Origin of the sequence: Providencia sp. PROV122, from assembly GCF_028482365.1 — a bacterium.
Taxonomy (GTDB): domain Bacteria; phylum Pseudomonadota; class Gammaproteobacteria; order Enterobacterales; family Enterobacteriaceae; genus Providencia; species Providencia stuartii.
Genome location: NZ_JAMPQI010000007.1, coordinates 85,561 through 102,647 on the forward strand (window position 1 = coordinate 85,561; position 17,087 = coordinate 102,647).

Consider the following 17,087-nt stretch of genomic DNA (forward strand, 5'->3'; position numbering starts at 1 on the left):
TACACTGCCAAATATTTATTAGTTTAATACTCCTGAATCAGAATATAGATATTATTTTGATCAATTAAGTCATATAAAGAATAAGCAATAATGACTATTGTTTATTGAGCATAATTCGCTCTTAATTAACCAATATCATAAAGCGCCAGTAATAATGGTAAGTGATTAAAGCGTGAATAGGGGCGTGTTATTGAGGGTAGGGAGTCTGATCAATTGAGGTATTCTGAAAACCAAAAAAACAGCCTGACCCCAATATTTTTTAGGCTCAGGCTGTGGTTAATTAGCCAATTGTCATTAAGCTTGCATTACCACCAGCAGCAGCGGTGTTGACGCTTAGTGAGCGCTCATGAACTAATCTTTCTAGCAGTAAGTTAGTTTCACCTCGTTCAAAGCCTTGAACAGAGATAATCGGGCCTTTACGTTTGGCAACCGTTTCACAGACGATTTTGAGTTGATCGCTGTCACCATGGTAAATAACCGCTTCAATATGTCCGTTATACTCTTGCCAATCTTTGGTGATTGAAACTGCGTTACGCACTTTTTCAGGTAGCGACTTATACAGTTTTTGGTGTATTTCGCTTTCTGGCCATAATGCTTGGCAGCCACTCGCAAGAACTCCCGCCAATTGCACTAAGCAGTCTTTCTCGTTATCACTGAGACATAAAATAGTGCCTCGAGGCGTTAAAGTATAAGTGTTTCTTTCCCCTGTAGGCCCAGGTAATAAACGCGAAGTCCCCGCCTGTGCATGACGTGCAAACTGCTCAAAGATAGCTGGTTCGATGCGATTTTCTTGCTTCTCCAACCATGACGAGAAGGCATCAAAAGGTTCGAGGAGTTGTGGTCTTGCGCTGGCATCCATTGCTAACTCATTGTCTTGTCTTTCGAGTGTACGTGATACCGCATTATCAGGGCGTTCACTTAACAACCGATAGAGATAAAGTGGGCCACCGGCTTTAGGTCCGGTACCAGAGAGGCCTTCACCACCAAATGGTTGAACGCCAACTACAGCACCTACCATATTGCGGTTGACATATAAGTTACCGACTTTTGCTTTCATAACGACTTGATTGATAGTCTCATCAATACGGGTATGAACACCAAGTGTTAACCCATATCCTGCCGCATTAATTTGTTCAATAAGATCGGTGAGTTGTTCGCGCTTGTAGCGCACCACATGTAATACAGGACCAAAAATTTCCTTTTTCAATTCGCCAACGTTGTCTAACTCAATCAGTGTTGGTTTAACATAAGTACCTTCGGACTGCTCACGTAGGTCATCAATATTGTCAAATACAGCTTGGAAGACCTCTTTACCTTTGCTACGCATTTGCTGGATATGCTGTTCAATATTCTCTTTAGCTTCATTATCGATAACCGGCCCGATATCCGTAGAAAGGTGCTCTGGATTGCCCATACGGCACTCTTCCATCGCACCTTTTAACATACGAATTGTGCGATCAGCGACATCTTCTTGGATACATAAAATACGTAGGGCGGAGCAGCGTTGACCTGCACTATCAAAAGCAGAAGCGACAACATCTGTCACGACTTGCTCTGTTAAGGCCGACGAATCGACGATCATCGCATTTAATCCGCCAGTTTCTGCGATGAGTGGGGTTGGACGTCCTTGAGCATCCAGCCTTCCCGCAATATTACGTTGCAGCAATCCAGCAACTTCCGTAGAGCCTGTAAACATTACACCACGAACTCTTGCATCACCCACTAATTTCGCACCAATCGTTTCCCCTTTACCCGGTAAAAATTGCAATACTTCACGTGGAATACCGGCTTGATGGAGCATTGATACTGCAATTGAGCCGATCAGTGGTGTTTGCTCTGCGGGTTTCGCTAATACCGTGTTACCTGCTGCGAGAGCTGCCGCAATCTGTCCGGTGAAAATTGCTAGAGGGAAGTTCCATGGACTAATGCAAACCACAGGGCCTAACGGTCGATGGGTATTGTTATCAAAGTCATCGCGGACTTGAGTTGCATAATAATTCAAGAAATCAACGGCTTCACGAACCTCTGCAATCGCGTTAGCATAGGTTTTCCCCGCTTCACGAACCAGTACATCAAGTAGAGGCTGTAATTGTTGCTCCATGATGTCTGCGGCACGTAAGAGGATAGCTGCACGCTCTGACGGTGGAGTCGCAAACCAAATAGCTCCTGCATCATTGGCGATGTTTAATGCATGTTCCGCTTCTTCCAACGTTGCTTCACGAACATGACCGACAATGTCAGAATGGCATGCTGGGTTAATCACTGGAAGCGCATTTTCGGCTGATTTAGCCAGTTGATATTCCCCACCAAGTAGTGGTTGAGCTAATTTTTCTTGCATCGCTGCGGTTAAAAGTGCGCTAGAAAGCGATGCTAAGCGATGTTCATTGGAGAGGTCTAGCCCCATTGAGTTGACACGATTCTTTCCATACAAGTCACGAGGAAGGGCTATTTTAGGGTGAGGTAACCCAATTTGTCCTTCTGCTTTCGATAACTCTAATACGTCTTTGACAGGATCAGATACTAGTTCATCAAGTGGAATGGTCGCATCAGCAATGCGGTTCACAAATGAGGTATTCGCCCCATTTTCGAGTAAGCGACGGACTAAATAAGCCAATAAGGTTTCGTGTGTTCCGACTGGTGCATAGATACGACAAGGGCGGTTGAGTTTACCATCAGCAACTTTCCCGACAACTTGTTCATATAATGGCTCACCCATTCCATGTAGGCATTGGAATTCATATTGACCTGGATAGTAGTTTTTACCTGCAATTTGGTAAATTGCAGCCAGCGTATGGGCGTTATGAGTTGCAAATTGTGGGTAAATCAGATTTGGTACTGACAACAATTTGCGAGCGCATGCGAGGTATGAAACATCGGTATACACTTTACGTGTATAAACAGGGTAGCCTTCTAAACCATCAATTTGAGCGCGCTTAATTTCACTGTCCCAATAAGCCCCTTTAACTAGGCGGATCATCAAGCGGCGTTTGCTTCGTTCAGCAAGATCAATAATTGCATCAATCACGAATGGGCAACGTTTTTGGTACGCCTGAATAACAAAACCAATACCGTTCCAACCTGCAAGTTGCGGCTCAAAGCAAAGTTTTTCGAGTAGGTCGAGGGAGATTTCTAAACGGTCTGCCTCTTCAGCATCAATATTAATTCCAATATCATATTGATGGGCTTGTAATACGAGTGATAGCAAACGAGGGTATAGCTCTTCCATTACGCGAGAGTATTGCGCTCTGCTGTAACGAGGGTGTAAGGCTGATAACTTGATAGAGATCCCCGGTCCTTCATAGATACCGCGGCCATTCGATGCTTTACCGATAGCATGGATCGCCTGTTGGTAGGATACCATATAATCTTGAGCATCTTTTTCTGTTAACGCCGCTTCGCCCAACATATCATAAGAGTAGCGGAAACCTTTTTCTTCCAGCTTCCTTGCATTCGCTAATGCTTGTGCAATTGTTTCGCCAGTAACAAATTGCTCTCCCATTAAGCGCATTGCCATGTCAACGCCTTTGCGAATTAATGGTTCGCCACTTTTACTAATAATACGGTTCAATGAGCTAGATAGCTTAGCTTCATTGTGAGTCGAAACCAGTTTGCCTGTAAATAGTAATCCCCAAGTTGCTGCATTAACAAACATGGAGCTACTTTGGCCCAAATGAGATTGCCAATTACCTGTACTGATTTTATCGCGGATGAGTGCATCTCGTGTTGCTTTATCAGGAATACGTAATAAAGCTTCAGCCAAACACATGAGTGCAACACCTTCTTGTGAAGAGAGTGAAAACTCTTGCAATAAGCCTTGAACTAAACCAGAGCGGCCAATCCCATTTTTTTGATTACGTAATTTTTCTGCGATGGAATAAGCCAACTTATGGGCGGCATCTGCTTGCTCTGCGGGGAGTTGTGCTTGTTGTAGCAACATCGGCAGTGCTTGTGTTTCAGGAATACGATAAGCAGATGTAATCGCTGAGCGTTTAACCGATTGAGGTAAAATATGTTCAGCGAAATCCAAAAAAGGCTGATAATTCGATTCAGTAACGGATTCTTCTTCTGATATTTGGCCATCTTTGTTATCTTGTCCCGAGGAAATCTCAGGGATGAACTGTTGATTATCAAGCTGTTCAAGATAATTAAATATGGCTTGTTTAATTAGCCAATGCGGCGTGCGGTCAAGACGTTGAGCAGCAGTTTTAATGCGTTCACGAGTCGCTTCATCAAGTCTCACACCCATAGTTGTCGTACTACTCATCCCATTTCCTCTAAATAATTAGCTACTAGAAACAAAAAAGTTACACATCAATAGCACGATGTTGCAACTTTGTGCAACGTTGTTAAAGCCTATTCTAAAGGAATTGTGAAATATATCGTATTTTTATTTGTAAAATGAGATGGTTAGAAATGGATTTTGCTAGTTTTGATTGAAAATCAATAGGTTATTGATTCTTTTTGCTAGGTAAGTTGTGAGTGAATTGATTAATTCTCGCATCAAAAATTTAACATTTGTGATACGGATATCGTTTATTGAACAAAATAACGTTAATTTCTTGTTAATCGGAAATGAGATTGTCTAGCATGCTAAGGTAGCATTTTTAATCAAGTGCAACTAAATACAAACACAACACACACTATATTTATTATTTAATTTGCTTGCGTGCAATTTAGTGCAACAACCAAAGAAGATAACTATTCTATGGAGAAGACGGATGACTGTAAGCACTCCGATGATCATTATGTTCATCGTATATATTACTGGCATGTTACTTATTGGTTATTTAGCTTATCGTTCAACGAAGAATTTCGATGATTACATTCTCGGTGGACGAAGTTTAGGTAGTGTAGTCACAGCACTTTCAGCAGGGGCCTCTGATATGAGTGGTTGGTTGTTGATGGGGCTACCTGGTGCTATTTTCCTCGCTGGGATTTCAGAAAGTTGGATTGCTATCGGGCTGAGCTTGGGGGCATATCTTAACTGGTTATTTGTTGCTGGGCGTTTGCGGGTTCAAACGGAAAAAAATAATAATGCATTGACGCTACCTGACTACTTTACCAGTCGCTTTGAGGATAATAGTAAAATTTTACGCATTATCTCTGCTGTTGTAATTCTTGTTTTCTTTACTATCTATTGTGCCTCTGGTGTTGTTGCTGGGGGATTACTGTTTGAAAGTACTTTTAATATTAGCTATGAAAAAGCTATGTGGCTTGGTGCGTTAGCAACTATCGCTTATACCTTCCTTGGTGGCTTCTTAGCTGTCAGTTGGACTGATACAGTGCAAGCCTCATTGATGATATTTGCACTTATTTTAACGCCTATTGTGATCATTTTCTCATTAGGTGGACTAGATACTGCAATCGATGTTATTCAAACGAAAAACCCTGAATACTTAGATATGTTTAAGGGGTTGAATTTTGTTGCGATTATTTCATTATTAGGGTGGGGGCTAGGTTACTTTGGTCAGCCTCATATCTTAGCGCGTTTTATGGCTGCTGATTCACATCGCACGATTCGCTCTGCGCGTCGTATTAGTATGACATGGATGATCCTTTGCCTTGGAGGAACAACTGCGGTTGGTTTCTTTGGTATTGCTTACTTCGAAATTAACCCTGCGTTAGCCTCATCGGTGATGGGAAATAACGAACGTATTTTTATGGAGCTTGCAGGAATACTGTTTAACCCATGGGTTGCAGGTATCTTACTCTCCGCTATTTTAGCGGCGGTTATGAGTACATTAAGCTGTCAATTACTTGTGTGCGCAAGTGCGTTAACCGAGGACTTATACAAGCCGTTCCTGCGTAAAAATGCGAGCCAAAAAGAGCTGGTTTGGGTAGGGCGGATCATGGTTCTGGTAGTGGCTGCGATTGCTATCTATATTGCACGTGACCCGAATAACAAGGTGTTAGCATTAGTGAGTAACGCATGGGCTGGCTTTGGTGCCGCATTTGGGCCAGTCGTCTTGATCTCTGTGTTATGGAAACGAATGACTCGTACAGGTGCACTTGCGGGGATGGTTGTTGGTGCCGTTACCGTATTAGTCTGGATGAAATATAAATGGTTTGATCTGTATGAAATCATCCCTGGTTTTATCCTTGCAACAATTGCAATTATTGTGGTCAGTATGATAACTAAAGCGCCAAGTGCCGCTGCTCAAGCCCGCTTTGATGAGGCTGAAGCGGAATATAAAATGAAATAATTGATAAAATAAAGTAACCCCCAATAGTTGGGTAACCAACTATTGGGGGTTATGAGCAAATATAAAATGACTAATGGATCTTTTTCATTGATTTTATTTTTTAAATAGTCTCATTTCATGAGCATTCAAATTTGAGTTCTTTTGGTTGTTTTTTCACGGTAAATGACAGTAAAAATAATCGGAACAAATAAGCCAATTGAGTATTTTCTTTGAGTAAGGCGCTCAGCTTGTTTCCTCTAGGCTTGTCTAAATCGCTTATCTGCTTTTGTTACCCGATGACTTTCTCACAAGTATCCGCAATCCACTCTGGAGACCCCTTAGACCCACCGTTTAGTGCCAATATTTGCGGAACAATATGATCCCATGCTTTATGTGAAAGCTCATAACTTGGCCTTGATTCAAGTTTTGTTAACCAGCCACGGATATTGGGGTATTTTTCTATCATTTGCTTAAAATTGGGGTCAATCCTTAAAGCAAAAATATCGCAAGCGTAGAGTAAATCTGCGGCGGAAATATCACTTCCTGCTAAGAAATTTTTGCCTTCAAGCAGAAAATCTAAATTTGCAAACATATCATGAAGTGCATTTAATTTGGCTTCAATCTCATTGACCGATGGTTTTGCCATCCCAAGATATGCAGGCATTAACAGTACGGGAAGAAAATATTCCAATGTTGATATTTTACGAAGATTCGTATGATACCAAGACAAATGTTTATTGATGACAGCCTTAGCTCGATGGGTTGCTCCAAACCATTTATCACTGCAACCGTGAATATCTGTAAGATAGTTCATGATTGCCGTTGCTTCGGAAAGGCAAAAATCGTCGTGCTGCATTGCGGGTATCTGATGCAACGGATTGACGGCTAAAAATTCATTAGAAAGATGTTCTCCCCGCGTCAACCATGTGTATTTGATATTGATGGGAATATTAGCTTCAATACAAAGCCAGTGAACGGCCCTGCTTGGCTCTGAAGTAGGATCATGAAAAAGAGTTAATGTGGATAAATCTGCCATTTTTTTACCTTTAATTTAACGTTGCCCATTAGAGATAAAGTGAACTTTACTGGCAAGTTCGTGACTTACCTATTTCAAAGTAATATCAAAATAAATTAATAAATAACAGCTCAAATTCTTAATAGTCCGTAGATATAAATTCTCTATGCTAATTTAAGTCAATGGCGTCATTAACAGAAGGTGCCTGCACGGCTAGGAAAAAGTGCATTGAAAATGTACTCGCACAAATGAAGAAGTTTGAGCTGAGCATATTTGGCGCAGAAATATGCCATATCGGTAGGCTATGGATATGAATGGATAAGCCATTACGACACAGATAAACGTTAAAAGGCCTGAGTTCAGAAGTGTATTGAAATCAGGCCTGATAAGTTATTTGAACAAAGTATCTAATTTTATGGGAACACTTTGCTATCTGGTCTTTAATGGGTCTGCTTACGACGTTTAACTACTTGGTAACCAATGAATAGAATAATAAACCAGACAGGCGTTGCGATAAGAGCTTGCCTTGTATCGTGCTGGAAGGCGAGCAGGATCACCATAAAGACAAAGAAAGCCAAGCAAATCCACGACATCACAATACCTGCTGGCATTTTATAATGCGAGGCCTGATGAAGTTGTGGGCGGTTTTTTCTGAACTTGAGATAGCTATATAAGATCATGCTCCAGATAAACATAAATAGGATTGCTGACACGGTAGTAACCAACGTGAAAGCGTGCATGATATCTGGGATAAAGTAGATCAAAATAATACCGAAACTTAGGCAAATGCAGGTAAATATTAACCCCGTTGCAGGCACGGCTTTTTTCGATAAGCGACTAAACTGTTTTGGTGCATCGCCTTCTTTTGATAGGCCAAATAGCATGCGGCTCGTAGAAAAAACGCCACTATTGGCAGAGGATGCCGCAGAGGTAAGTACGACAAAGTTGACAATACTTGCTGCGGCAGGAAGGCTGATCAGGACAAACATCTCTACAAATGGGCTTTTATCCGCCAAGATGGTGCGCCAAGGTGTTACCGCCATAATAACTATCAGCGATAGCACATAGAAAGCAATAATTCTAAAAGGGATGGCGTTAATTGCTTTTGGTAATGATTTTTCGGGATCGCGGGTTTCCGCAGCAGCAGTTCCCACTAATTCAATACCAACAAAAGCGAAAATAGCTATCTGGAAACCAGCAAAGAAGCCACTAATCCCCATAGGAAACATTCCGCCGTCATTCCAGATATTGCTTAGTGATGCCGTATGACCAGCCGGTGATTGGAAGTTCATTGCGATTAAAGTGCCGCCAACGATAATTAACGCGATAATGGCGACAATTTTGATCATGGCAAACCAAAACTCCAGTTCACCAAATAATCTGACTGAGACTAAATTGAGTGTTAACAGCGTCACAACACAGATGAAAGAGGTCACCCATTCAGGGAAATCAGGCACCCAAAAGCTGACATAGGATGTGATAGCCACAATATCAGCAATACCAGTAATGACCCAACAAAACCAATAGGTCCAACCAACAAAGAAGCCAGCCCATGGGCCAATCAGGTCGGCAGAAAAGTCGCTGAATGATTTGTAATTAAGATCGGAGAGTAATAATTCACCCATCGCTCGCATAACAAAGAACAAGATGAACCCAATAATCATATAAACGAAGATGATAGAAGGGCCAGCTAGCGAAATAGTTTTACCTGAGCCCATAAATAGGCCCGTTCCGATCGCGCCACCGATAGCGATAAGTTGGATATGTCGGTTGCTGAGGCTACGTTTTAGCTGATTCCTCTCTGTGGGAGGATTTGTTGATGTTGAGGGTTGATTTTCTTCCATAGTATCTATCCAAAGAAGTGGTTATGTGCAGTCACAGTGTATTTTTAATTGTGTGACAGTGTTTGCATAAAATATTGTGACACAAATCTCAGTCAGTGTAAGAAAAACTTAACTGACTGTAATCAGAGTGGTGATATCTTAATCTGAATATAACACCAAGTTAACATTAGCAACCAAAATTTAATTGGTTAAGTAAAATTAGCAGAATAATGTTGACTGTGCTAAATGAGAGGCGTTAAATAAGTGCATCGGGTTGTTAGCTCAGTTGGCAGAGCAGTTGACTCTTAATCAATTGGTCGGGGGTTCGAACCCCCCACGACCCACTAATTAAATCAGTGCGTTATGTGTGAGTGAGTATTTTTAAATTATCTTGCGTGTCATATTCGTGCCATTCGCATTTAAAATATCATCAATGTTTTCCCAGTCGCCCATTTCTTGAAGCGCGGATAGAACCTCCCCAAATTGCCCAAGTGTGATGTAAGTCTTCGTTGAAAGTGTGTTGGTGCGGTAGGCTACTGCTGATGTATTTCTTGGATATCTAGCGCTTAGCTCGAATGATAGCCCATAAATATATATTGCGCTGCGTAAACTTCCTCATTTTCTACGGTTATTTTCTTTTCCTAATACTCCTCACTATGCCATTTACAAATGATTCTAATCATACCCTCTCTATGATTAACTGATATAATCCATGTAACTTAAAAAAATGAGTTTATGATTATGAAGTTACTAGCTGTTGCTGCTTTATTATTCTCTACATCGACAATAGCGGCTAACCAATGCAAACCTGATAATGAGTGCTTGTCTTTTAAAACCAGTGAGAGTGAAATCTCTATAGCTTGTAAAAATATAGAATCAGCGAAACTCAATACATATATAGATACAAACGACTCATTAGCTATTATGCTAAAAAGCGGTACTGGGCTGAGTGATTTTTCTGTTAAAAACACTGGAAAAACAATAGATATTTACATTAGTGGCGTAAAGTATCATCGAGCTGTTATTACTGCACGAATGGACACTTCGATTCGAATTCCAATTACAGTACGCCCTAATTTTAAATTAGTAGATGATTTGATAAGGTGTGTGAATTAATATTAATCCAACATGCTTTTAGATTAGGTGATCTTCCTTATTTTCTTCTATCGTATATATCTTGTGGATGAGCATCTTTTTCACAATTTCCACGGTGGTATCGAAATCGAGGCAGAGGACATTAATCGAAGTATGGCACATTCTAACTCATTATTTAGATTTTGCAGGTTCTATTGCGATTTGAATGCTCTCGATAGCTTCAATGCTAGGTGGCGACGAAGCAATAGAAATCGTGCTTGCTTGCCTGCTAGTTTACGGCTGCAATATATGGTCAGCGTTAAATATTAATTTTATGAAAAAGTATCGAGCCACCACCAAGGGTGTTCAATGCCTTAATTTATTGTGATAACCATAACGAACCCCAATGTTAGAGGGATGACAAAATAGAATGTGCGAATGTAAAAAATAAATATCCATTAAAAATAATATGCAGAATGATAAAAATAGTAGTCAGCAAGTAAATAATTGAGAATTCTCTTCTTAAAAAGGATATGAGCCCAGATAGAACACAAACGGAGAGAACAACTTTTAAGCCGTATGACGCAATTATTGAATATAAAAGGGATTCTTCAGGGTGTTTAATCAACCACAACGGGATCGTTTTCAATAACGCCCCAATTAAAAATTGAGAAATAAACCAAAATATAGCAACAGATATAAGAGGGTATTATCCAGTGATCAATTTTTTAAATGGGTTCATAAATAATCATCAGTATTGGATGGGTTTACAGAAAATACTACAGGTAAATGACTAACACAAATATTAAAAGGCGGTTTAGTATGAATTAACTAAAAAACCCCTGTTTTGTAATTACATTTTCATCGCAACTTATGAATATGAAGATAGGCAAATTTACTACAAAGTGATATGCAATCCCCTATAAATCTGCCGATTTGCCTTTCATTAAATATCACTGCTTAAACGCTCACTTAGCTCAATAGTTAAACGTTATCAGCTTTCAGTGTGGAATGACGTGTAAACTAACATAGTCCATTAAGGCAATATACGCGCTTTATGTCCATGATAAATAGACATTTATGCTTCTAAGATCTATTCACTATCACCATTGTTAAGTATTTAAAAGCCATCAATGCCTAAAAATTTAGTGCAATCAGCATGAGCGAAATTGTTATATATTTGTCACATAATTGTTTCTATTTGTTATTTTTAATAGTTTGTTGTGATTTTAATCACAATAATCCCGTCTTTTTTTACATATAAATCGCTCATCTTTATGTCGTTTTAGTCAATGAAGGATCATCATTATGGTATTTTCCATTCGAGATACACTTTTTTCCTTACTGACCTTGGACGGTATTTCAGGTCATGAAGCCCCTATTGCCAATGTTATGCAAAAACATTTTACAGAGAGCGCTAAGGAAGTTTGGCAGGATCGCCTCGGTAATATAGTTGCTCGTTATGGAAGTGACGACGCAAAAGCGCTGCGTTTAATGGTATTTGCGCATATGGATGAAGTGGGATTTATGGTGCGAAAAATTGAACCGTCGGGGTTTATTCGTTTTGAACGAGTCGGAGGGCCTGCACAGGTGACGATGTCAGGATCTGTTGTCCGTCTTGCGGGAGAGCACGGCTCAATACCTGGATGTATCGGTATTAAATCCTATCACTTTGCTAAAGGTGATGAACGTACGCAATCACCCTCGATTGATCAATTGTGGATTGATGTCGGAGCGAAAGATAAGGCTGACGCTGAAAGAATGGGCATAAAAGTCGGTACGCCAATCACACTGTATAACCCGCCTCAAGAATTAGGCAATGACATGGTGTGTAGTAAAGCATTAGATGATCGACTTGGATGCACTGCTTTACTTGGTTTAGCTGATGCGATTAAAGATAAAAAGCTAGAAATCGCACTATTTATTGTCGCGTCAGTGCAAGAGGAATTTAATATTCGTGGGATTTTACCAGTATTACGCCGTGTAAAACCCGACCTTGCTATTGGGATCGATATTACGCCTTCTTGTGATACGCCCGACCTTCAAGACTATTCGGATTTAGTGATTAACAAAGGTGTCGGCATTACTTGCTTAAACTATCACGGTAGAGGCACGCTTGCGGGATTAGTAACTCCTGTTCGCTTAATCAATATGTTAGAAAAAACAGCTTCCAAAAATCATATTCCGGTACAAAGAGAAGTTGCACCAGGTGTCATAACAGAAACGGGATATATTCAGGTTGAACAAGATGGCATTCCTTGCGCAAGCCTATCTATTCCTTGCCGCTACACACATTCACCGGCTGAAGTTGCTAGCTTACGAGATCTCAGTGACTGCATCCGGTTATTGGCTGCATTAGCGACACTTCCCGCTAATCAGTTTCCTATCGAGTCTGACTCAGACAATAACCAAGAGGTTACATTAAAATGAAAAAAGTCCTCGTTGCATGTGGAACGGGTATGTCTACGTCCACAATGATTGCTCAAAAACTCCAAGATTACTTAGCTAGTGAAGGCATCTTAGTGGCGACTTCACAATGTTGTTTAAACGAAATCCCACTAAACAGCCACGGTGTTGATTTGATCATCACCGCAATGAAAACGGATACAGATTATGGCGTACCGACTTTGAATGGAGCCGCTTTACTAACAGGAGTTAATGACGATGCATTAAAACAAAAAATTAAAACGTTGTTATCACAATAAACCTCATAGGTGACGTTATGTTTGACTATATACTTTCTCTAGGCGGTACAGTATTTGTCCCAATCGTCATGATAATTATTGGCTTAATCTTTCGCATTCCATGGCTACAGGCCATTAAAGCTGGGGTTACCGTCGGTATTGGTTTTGTCGGAATGGGGCTAGTGATCGTGATGGCTATTGATAGCCTAAGCCCCCCCATCAAAATTATGATTGAACGTTTTGGCTTATCGCTACATGTACTTGATGTAGGGGCAGGGCCAGCATCCGGTGTTGGCTATGCAACGGCGATTGGTGCAGTCATTATTCCCGTTATTTTCTTACTTAATATCACGTTATTGTTTACTCGCCTAACGAAAACAATGAACGTTGATATTTATAATTATTGGCACTATGCAATTACCGGAACAGTTGTTCAAATTGCGACGGGGAGTTTAGTTTATGGTATCGCTGGTGCTATGTGTCATGCCATCTTATCGCTAAAAATGGCAGATTGGACGGCAAAACGCGTACAGACGATTGTTGGTTTGGAGGGTATTTCAATTCCTCAAGGGTATGGCTCTAGCTCAGTTCCTCTATTTGTACTTCTTGATGCTATCTATGAAAAGATCCCTTTCCTAAAAGGAAAGAATATCGATGCACAAGCTATTCAAAAACGCTATGGCATGGTGGGTGATCCGGTTATTATCGGTGTTGTACTGGGATTATTATTTGGGCTTGCAGCAGGAGAAGACTTTAAAGGTTGTGCGACTTTAATGATTACGGTTGCCGCGATCATGGTGTTATTCCCTCGCATGATCCGCTTAATTGTTGAAGGCTTACTTCCTATCTCTGAAGGCGCTCGTAAATTTTTCCAGAAACATTTTAATGATCGAGAAGTGTTTATTGGCCTAGATACCGCCGTAACGCTGGGTCATCCAACCACAATTGCAGTGGGTTTGCTTCTTATCCCTATCATGTTGATTTTGGCAAGTATCCTGCCATTGAACAATGTATTACCACTCGCTGACTTGCCAGTTGCTCCTTTCTTTATCTGTATGGCCACGGTGATCCACCGCGGTGACTTATTACGCACATTACTGAGTGGTGTGATTGTTATGAGCACCGTTTTGCTCATCGCAACGCAGTTTGCCCCTTTCTTTACCGAAATGGCACGTAATGGCGGATTTAACTTTGCCGAAAATGGCGCGCAGATTAGCGCACTGTCAGTTGGCAATATGTTTGGTTGGTCTATTTACGAATTAATGTCATTTGGTCTTATCGGTGTCGTGTTAACTGTTGGCATTGTTGCCTGTGTCGTTATTTTCTTACGTAATCGTGAATTACCTGAATAAGGAGTATAGAAATGAGTTGGTTGAAGGATGTTATTGGAACAGAAAAAGCAGTCATTGCTATGTGCCATTTACGTGCATTACCTGGTGATCCTGATTTTAATGCGCAGCATAGTATGCAATGGGTAATTGATAGGGCATATGAGGATTTAATGGCATTACAAAATGGCGGTGTTGATGCAGTTATGTTTTCAAATGAATTTAGCCTGCCTTATCTCACTAAAGTGAAGCCGGAGACAACTGCGGCAATGGCACGGATCATTGGTCAATTAATGAGTGAGATCCGTATACCATTTGGTGTAAATGTTCTTTGGGATCCGATCGCTTCGTTCGATTTAGCGATGGCGACAGGAGCGAAATTTATCCGAGAAATATTTACGGGTGCCTATGCAAGTGATTTTGGCGTATGGAATACCAATGTTGGTGAAACTATTCGCCATCAACATCGTATTGGGGCAGGGGATGTAAAAACGCTTTTTAATATTGTACCTGAAGCCGCGGTATATCTAGGTGGACGAGATATCTGCTCAATAGCAAAGTCTACCGTTTTTAATAATAAACCAGATGCACTATGTGTTTCGGGATTAACTGCTGGAGCAAAAACAGATAGTGCAATTTTGAAACAAGTGAAAGATACGGTGCCGAATACTGTGGTCTTTGCCAACACTGGGGTTTGCCTCGAAAACGTTGAAGAGCAGCTGAGTATTGCTGATGGCTGTGTCACCGCGACGACTTTTAAAAAAGATGGCATTTTTGCCAACTTTGTTGATCAAACTCGAGTGGAAAGATTTATGGAGAAAGTGCATAGCATAAGGCAATAAGAAAGGAGATAAGCAAAATACTTATCTCCCTCGTGATACTAAGAGTCCTCGCAAGCTTCGCCAAAAGTTAGGCGAGGACTCAATAATCAAGCATATACCGAACCTTAAAGGAGTCAATATACAATGATTGATGATGCTAAATGGATCCAAATAAATCAAGTTGCAGCCGATTGGAAAGAAGCGCTTAGCATAGCTTGTACGCCTTTAATTATTCATGGTGCTGCTGAGCCTAACTATTTACAAGGCATCATTAAAAACACCCAAAGTTGGGGGCCTTATTATTTAATTGCTCCGGGCATTGCTATGCCACATGCACGTCCGGAACAAGGGGCTATCTATAACCAAATTACTCTCACAACCTTAAAACAGCCCGTTGTATTCGGTCATGAAGATTGTGACCCTGTATGGTTATTAATGACTGTTTGCGCAACTCAAAGTGATGATCATATTCGACTCATACAGTACATCGCTGAACTTATTGATAATCCATTATTACTTGATGAAATTCGTTGTGCTAAAACCCATGATGATGTTTTGCGGTTGCTAAATTCATATTGATTTATCCATGAAGGAGTGATGATGATATTACACCCGTCTTTGGCTTCTGCTGACCCACTTTGGCTGGGTTCAATTATTAATAAACTGGCTAATCAGAATATTGGGTCATTACATCTGGACATTGAAGATGGCAATTTTATCAACAATATTACTTTTGGTATTAAGTTGGTAAAAGCAGTTGCACAAGCTACAGAACATGCATTATCTATTCATTTAATGGTGTCTCAACCGTTATTTTGGATAAGGGAGCTTGCTCCTTTTAGCCCCAAATGGATCTTCTTTCATCCTGAGGCGGTGCAAAACCCTTCAGAAATTATTGCTGAAATAAAAAAGATAAAGGCAAAAGCAGGCATAGCATTAAATCCAAGTACACCAGTTGCTCCTTATCAATACCTCATTAATAAATTAGATGCTTTGATGTTGATGACTAGCGAGCCGGATGGTGAAAATCAGCAATTTATACCATCAATAGTGGATAAAATTCAGCAAATACCACCACTCTTTAGCCAACTGGAGTATTGGGCTGATGGTGGGATCAGTGCAGATAAAATTCAGTCATTAAAAAAGGTTGGTATTAATAATCTTGTCATAGGAAGAGCACTGTTTTCGACTGACGATTATGAAAATACGATAAAACAACTTAGCAATTAAATTCGGAGAGAAGTCGCTTATGAGTCTGTATAAATCTGATCGGATCCAACAGATGCTGCACTATCTTTGGAAATGTCGAGAGCTTTCAACACAACAAGCGGTGGAGTTGTTTGGTTGTGCAGAAGCGACAATTCGTCGCGATTTTCAATATATCGCTGAACATTATCCTGGTATGACGCGAACTCATGGGCACTTAAATTTCGACGACAGTACGACAGATAAAGAGTCTCAATTTGATGTCAGACGCTCTTTAAATTGTGCATCTAAACGTGAAATCGCACTCATTGCTCGCAAATTAATTCATGAAGGCGACTGTTTTTTTCTTGACTCAGGCTCTACTTGTTTAGAATTAGCGAAGTGTCTGGGGGATATTAGCGTTAAAGTCATTTGTAATGACATCAAAATAGCTAACCAACTTGGAATGTTTCCAAATGTAGAAAGTTATATCATTGGGGGGTTAATCAGGCCTGGTTATTTTACGGTAGGTGAAAGCCTAGCATTAGAGACGTTAAATGCTTTTGCCGTTGATTGTGTCTTTATGTCTTGTGATGCATTATCGATTGAGATGGGAATAACGAATGCTACTATGTTTGAGGTGGGAGTTAAACGCAAACTAATAGCGCGTTCACCAGAGGTTATTTTGCTAGCGGATCACACAAAGTTTGATATGTTCGAACCTCATGCTGTTGCAACCCTATCTTGTATTAAAACAATTATTAGCGATAGTGGGCTATCGAGTGAAACTCAGCAACGGTATCGCCAAGCAGGCTGTGAATTAAAATGTGGTTATTAGGGAATAATAGGCGTATTTATTACGGCTATATGTTTCCGTAAAATTGCTGTTCATATGATCACTTAAAAGGATAGGGTGAATCTAGTTGTCGCTGTCTTATTTTAGGATAAGTAGTAAGTGAATAATTTCAGATTTAT

Annotated in this window: 12 protein-coding genes and 1 tRNA gene; 10 read left to right on the forward strand and 3 right to left on the reverse strand. The window is 40.5% G+C overall.

The window, feature by feature from the left end; translation table 11 throughout:
* Window positions 1-280: 280 nt before the first annotated feature.
* Window positions 281-4,264 (reverse strand): trifunctional transcriptional regulator/proline dehydrogenase/L-glutamate gamma-semialdehyde dehydrogenase, encoded by a 3,984-nt coding sequence (gene putA / locus PSE69_RS06540; RefSeq protein WP_014658022.1) that lies wholly within the window; start codon window positions 4,262-4,264, stop codon window positions 281-283.
* A 454-nt stretch (window positions 4,265-4,718) separates the two neighbouring features.
* Between putA and putP the strand changes: the two genes are divergently transcribed.
* A complete protein-coding gene (gene putP / locus PSE69_RS06545) occupies window positions 4,719-6,203 on the forward strand; it encodes a sodium/proline symporter PutP (RefSeq protein WP_014658023.1) in 1,485 nt (494 codons plus the stop codon).
* A gap of 268 nt (window positions 6,204-6,471) precedes the next feature.
* On the opposite strand, the gene PSE69_RS06550 is transcribed toward putP, so the two are convergent.
* Both PSE69_RS06550 and cycA read right to left on the reverse strand, forming a co-directional pair.
* The gene (locus PSE69_RS06550; protein WP_036943714.1) at window positions 6,472-7,218 is read right to left on the reverse strand and encodes a glutathione S-transferase family protein; all 747 of its coding nucleotides are present in this window, start codon (window positions 7,216-7,218) and stop codon (window positions 6,472-6,474) included.
* A 419-nt stretch (window positions 7,219-7,637) separates the two neighbouring features.
* On the reverse strand, window positions 7,638-9,041 hold the full coding sequence (gene cycA, locus PSE69_RS06555) for a D-serine/D-alanine/glycine transporter (RefSeq protein ID WP_076914412.1): 1,404 nt from the start codon (window positions 9,039-9,041) through the stop codon (window positions 7,638-7,640).
* Window positions 9,042-9,291: 250 nt separating this feature from the next.
* Here cycA and PSE69_RS06560 point away from each other — a divergent pair.
* From PSE69_RS06560 to PSE69_RS06600, 9 genes are all read left to right on the forward strand, one after another.
* A tRNA-Lys gene (locus PSE69_RS06560) sits at window positions 9,292-9,364 on the forward strand.
* A gap of 397 nt (window positions 9,365-9,761) precedes the next feature.
* Window positions 9,762-10,136 carry a hypothetical protein gene (locus PSE69_RS06565; protein ID WP_225829581.1) on the forward strand — a complete coding sequence of 125 codons (375 nt, stop codon included), beginning with the start codon at window positions 9,762-9,764 and terminating at the stop codon, window positions 10,134-10,136.
* Window positions 10,137-11,402: 1,266 nt separating this feature from the next.
* Window positions 11,403-12,524: a M42 family metallopeptidase gene (locus PSE69_RS06570; protein ID WP_004918530.1), complete on the forward strand. Its 1,122-nt coding sequence runs from the start codon at window positions 11,403-11,405 to the stop codon at window positions 12,522-12,524.
* A complete protein-coding gene (sgcB, locus tag PSE69_RS06575; RefSeq protein WP_004918532.1) occupies window positions 12,521-12,799 on the forward strand; it encodes a PTS sugar transporter subunit IIB SgcB in 279 nt (92 codons plus the stop codon). The genes PSE69_RS06570 and sgcB overlap by 4 nt, the downstream gene beginning before the upstream one ends.
* A 17-nt stretch (window positions 12,800-12,816) precedes the next feature.
* A complete protein-coding gene (sgcC, locus tag PSE69_RS06580; protein WP_004918533.1) occupies window positions 12,817-14,130 on the forward strand; it encodes a PTS sugar transporter subunit IIC SgcC in 1,314 nt (437 codons plus the stop codon).
* Between the two features lie 11 nt (window positions 14,131-14,141).
* Window positions 14,142-14,948: a BtpA/SgcQ family protein gene (locus tag PSE69_RS06585; RefSeq protein ID WP_004918534.1), complete on the forward strand. Its 807-nt coding sequence runs from the start codon at window positions 14,142-14,144 to the stop codon at window positions 14,946-14,948.
* A 123-nt stretch (window positions 14,949-15,071) separates the two neighbouring features.
* Window positions 15,072-15,506, forward strand: coding sequence for a PTS sugar transporter subunit IIA (locus PSE69_RS06590; protein ID WP_004918535.1), 435 nt, complete (start codon window positions 15,072-15,074; stop codon window positions 15,504-15,506).
* A gap of 21 nt (window positions 15,507-15,527) precedes the next feature.
* Window positions 15,528-16,157, forward strand: a complete 630-nt coding sequence (locus PSE69_RS06595; protein WP_014658027.1) for an epimerase — start codon at window positions 15,528-15,530, stop codon at window positions 16,155-16,157.
* A gap of 19 nt (window positions 16,158-16,176) precedes the next feature.
* Window positions 16,177-16,950 (forward strand): DeoR/GlpR family DNA-binding transcription regulator, encoded by a 774-nt coding sequence (locus tag PSE69_RS06600; RefSeq protein WP_053110762.1) that lies wholly within the window; start codon window positions 16,177-16,179, stop codon window positions 16,948-16,950.
* Window positions 16,951-17,087 lie beyond the last annotated feature (137 nt).